The organism is Sporomusa sp. (assembly GCF_057736855.1).
The window spans coordinates 1-3,774 of sequence record NZ_JBYKYF010000295.1 but is presented as its reverse complement, the minus strand read 5'-3'; the positions used below and the strand labels follow the sequence as shown (position 1 = coordinate 3,774).

4 protein-coding genes are annotated in these 3,774 nt (G+C 45.1%); all 4 read left to right on the top strand.

Features of this window, described 5'->3' with window-relative positions:
• Positions 1-1,001, top strand: a 1,001-nt coding sequence (locus tag AC29Z1_RS14950) for a DHH family phosphoesterase (RefSeq protein ID WP_488272254.1), incomplete at its 5' end; no start/stop codon positions are given.
• Complete coding sequence (gene rplI / locus AC29Z1_RS14945) at positions 961-1,407, top strand: 50S ribosomal protein L9 (RefSeq protein ID WP_488272253.1); 447 nt, start codon at positions 961-963, stop codon at positions 1,405-1,407. The genes AC29Z1_RS14950 and rplI, both read left to right, overlap by 41 nt.
• A 141-nt stretch (positions 1,408-1,548) precedes the next feature.
• Positions 1,549-3,495 carry a Lon family ATP-dependent protease gene (lonC, locus tag AC29Z1_RS14940; protein ID WP_488272252.1) on the top strand — a complete coding sequence of 649 codons (1,947 nt, stop codon included), beginning with the start codon at positions 1,549-1,551 and terminating at the stop codon, positions 3,493-3,495.
• Positions 3,496-3,691: 196 nt separating this feature from the next.
• A partial coding sequence (locus tag AC29Z1_RS14935; protein WP_488272255.1) for a DnaB-like helicase N-terminal domain-containing protein occupies positions 3,692-3,774 on the top strand: 83 nt, incomplete at its 3' end.

Here is a 3,774-nt window from a genome sequence, read left to right as displayed (position 1 = left end):
TTGATCAAGCAGAAAGTATTGTGGTTATGGGACATGCAGGAGAAGACTTTGACAGTCTGGGAGCCTCTTTTGGCGTAGCGAAAATGGTACGTCACATGGGCAAGCAAGTCCATATTGTTGTTAGTCAGCCGGGTTTGGCAATGGATAAATTATCAGAGCTGTTACTGGATTATGAAGAATTTAGGGATTTATTTATATCCCCTATGCAGGCAGCGCTGTTAAGCAACTCCAAGCCGCTGGTGTTTGTTGTTGACACCCACAGGCCAGAGTTGGTAGCCGCACCGGATGTATTAGCCAGAGCTGATCGCACGGTAATTATTGACCATCATCGCCGGGCTGAGACCATTATTCCTAATACCTTACTGGTATATCTTGAACCATCTGCTTCGTCTACCAGTGAGCTGGTTACCGAGCTATTAGGTTATTTTGATGAAAAAATTGAATTAAACCGTCTGGAAGCATCTGCCTTGTACGCAGGAATTGTGGTTGATACGAAAAATTTTGCTGTGCAGACAGGCGTACGTACCTTTGAAGCTGCCTCGTATTTGCGTCGGGCTGGCGCTGATCCCTCGCTGGTGAGGTATTTATTCCGTGTTGATTTTGAGACAATGAAAAACCGGGCGGCAATTATCGACAATACCGAAATGCCACATGAAGGTATAGTGATTGCCATCTGTCCGGAAGATGTCAAAAATCCGCAGGTGGCGGCTGCGCAGACTGCAGATATGCTGCTAACTATTGAAGGTGTGAAGGTAAGTTTTGTCCTATTTAAAACAGAAGAAGGTGTCGCTATTAGTGCCAGATCGCTTGGGGATATCAACGTTCAGGTGATCATGGAAAAACTTGGCGGTGGCGGGCATCAATCGGTAGCAGGTGCTAAAGTAAAAGATGCCACCATGGAAGAAGTAAAAGCGAAAATTATTGAATTAGTAGATAGCTACATAAAGGAGAGTGGAATACATGAAAGTAATTCTGCAGCAAGAAGTGAAAAAACTCGGTAAGAAAGGTGACATTATTGAAGTTTCTGAGGGCTATGCCCGCAACTATCTTTTACCGCAGAAATTGGCCATTCCAGCTACAGCAAATAATATAAATATTGCCAAAATGCAAAAAGCAGCCGAGGAACGCAAAAAAGAGCGTGCTTTGGAAGAAGCCAAGCTGTTGGCTGCACAGATGGCTAAGATTGCTATTACTATTCCGGTTAAAATGGGAGAAGGCGGCCGCTTATTTGGCTCGGTTACAGCAAAAGACATTGCGGAAGCCATAATGAAAGAACATAACCTGGATATTGATAAGCGCAAAATTGAGCTTAAAGATGCCATCAAGTCGTTGGGGACATTTACTGTACCCATTAAACTGCATCCAGAGGTAACTACTGAAATTCAGGTAACTGTTAAAGCTGAGTAAGCGCAGAAAAAAGCAGCCGATGGTTAGTCATGTCTTGCAATGAAAACGTGGTTCAATCCCAAACGGCCATTGCAGAACAGTTCATCATCGTAGCTTTGCTTTTCCAATATAATCCTACTAATTATTAGAAAGGTATTATTTATGAAAGATTTTTTTAGCAAACTAGTACGTAGTGGCAGCAGGGACCGCGCTACTAGCAGCGGTCATGGCAACCAGGAAGACCAGCTAAAACGCCAGGTAGCCGCCCTGTACGGTTTGTACACCGGTGTTCTAGGTGCAGAAAAAGTGGTGCTGAAAGCAGGAAAGCTGGGAGCGTTAGAACTAATGCGTTCCAACAATCTCCCAGAAAGAGTACTGGCGCTACAGAAGCTGGTATTTGAAGATCCGACTATCGATAAGTTACCGACTGTAGCTGAAATTCCAGAACTGCTCAGGGAAATTGAAGATGAACTAGCAGATCTATGTGCCCGCCGCACAGTGGAAGACCGGATTGAAAAGAAAATTGCTGAAAAGATGGAAGAACGCCATCAAGAGTATATTCAGGAAATTCGTACCCAGGTCCTAAAAGAAGAAAGTTCAGCAAATGCAGAGAATCCTCAGACTCTTAAGAAATATGCACTGTTAGAAAAACTGGAGAACCGCAAATTAACCCGTTCGGCCATGGAACTTTTGCGTCAAACATCACTTGATGAAATTATTGGTCAGGAGCGGGCGATAGAGGCGCTCAAGGCGAAATTGGCCTCCCCCTACCCGCAGCATCTTATTCTTTACGGACCTCCTGGTGTCGGTAAAACTACTGCCGCCCGGCTGGTATTGGAAGCGGCAAAAAAGATGCCCAAGACCCCATTTGCTCCTGATGCTCCATTTATTGAAGTTGATGGGACTACTTTGCGCTGGGATCCTCGCGATATTACTAATCCACTTTTAGGCTCGGTTCATGATCCGATTTATCAAGGGGCTCGCCGTGATTTAGCCGATAGTGGTGTGCCAGAACCAAAACCGGGTTTAGCGACAGATGCTCATGGTGGAATTTTGTTTATTGATGAAATTGGCGAAATGGACCCTATGCTGCAAAATAAGTTGCTAAAAGTGCTGGAAGATAAACGAGTGTTTTTTGACTCAGCGTATTATGATCCCTCTGATAGTAATGTTCCTAAATATATCAAAAAGCTATTTGAAGAGGGAGCGCCGGCTGATTTTATTCTCATAGGTGCTACTACCCGTGATGCTAGTGATATCATACCGGCCATTCGTTCACGCTGTGCAGAAATTTATTTTGAACCACTGACCCCTAAACACATCGAAGAAATTGTCTATAATGCAGCAAGTAAGCTGGCAGTTGCCATTGACCCTGAAGTGCCCCAGCTAATTAGCGATTATACGATTGAAGGCAGAAAAGCCGTCAATATCCTGTCAGATGCCTACAGTATGGCACTCATGCGTCTGGGGGAAGCCCACGAGCAGGTGATGATTACGAAAGAGGATATATACCGTGTGGCCCAGGTTAGCCGGCTGTCACCTTATGTTACCCGCAAAGCTACACCGACTGTGGAAGTAGGTAAAGTATTTGGTCTGGGTGTAAGCGGCTATCTTGGATCAGTTCTCGAAATTGAGGCTGTTGCGTTTCCAGCGGAAAAAGGTAAAGGCAGTATTCGCTTTAACGACACCGCTGGTAGCATGGCTAAAGATTCCGTATTTAATGCCGCTGCGGTTGTCCGAAAAATTACCGGCCTGGATTTGGCCAGTTTTGATTTGCATATTAATATTATCGGTGGCGGCCGCATTGATGGACCGTCAGCCGGTACGGCCATCCTTTCGGCGATTATCTCGGCCATAACCGATAAACCGATTCGTCAGGATGTGGCTATCACTGGCGAAATTTCCATTAAAGGCCGGGTAAAAGCCGTTGGCGGTGTTTTTGAAAAGGCCTATGGTGCCAAACAAGCGGGTATAAGAACCATGATTATTCCTGCGGAAAATAAGTCAGATATTCCGGACGGGCATCTTGGTTTGGACATTCGTCCTGTTACTACCGTTGAAGAAGCGCTGGCTATTTTATTTGCTGATAGCCAAGAAGCAAGTGCCTAAATTAATATAAGGCCTATATATTACAGACTGGGTGTGTATTGGAACAAGCTGAGGCGAAGAATAGGTTAACCATACACACCCAGTCTGAGCCTGCACCCTTCTTTAATGATGAATTAGCAATAAAATTGCCGCGCTAAAACGGGTTTGCATAGCATTATGCCCGGCATGCGCGGCATTTTAAGTGAGGAGAGTTTACATGATTGACCGTGTTCCCCCCCAAAACATTGAAGCTGAGCAGGCGGTACTTGGCGCTATGATGATTGAACGTGAAGCCATTTC

Excerpts from the sequence above, each read along its gene's own strand:
- rplI (WP_488272253.1), top strand. The coding sequence starts at position 961 with ATGAAAGTAATTCTGCAGCAAGAAGTGAAAAAACTCGGTAAGAAAGGT.
- lonC (WP_488272252.1), top strand. The coding sequence starts at position 1,549 with ATGAAAGATTTTTTTAGCAAACTAGTACGTAGTGGCAGCAGGGACCGC.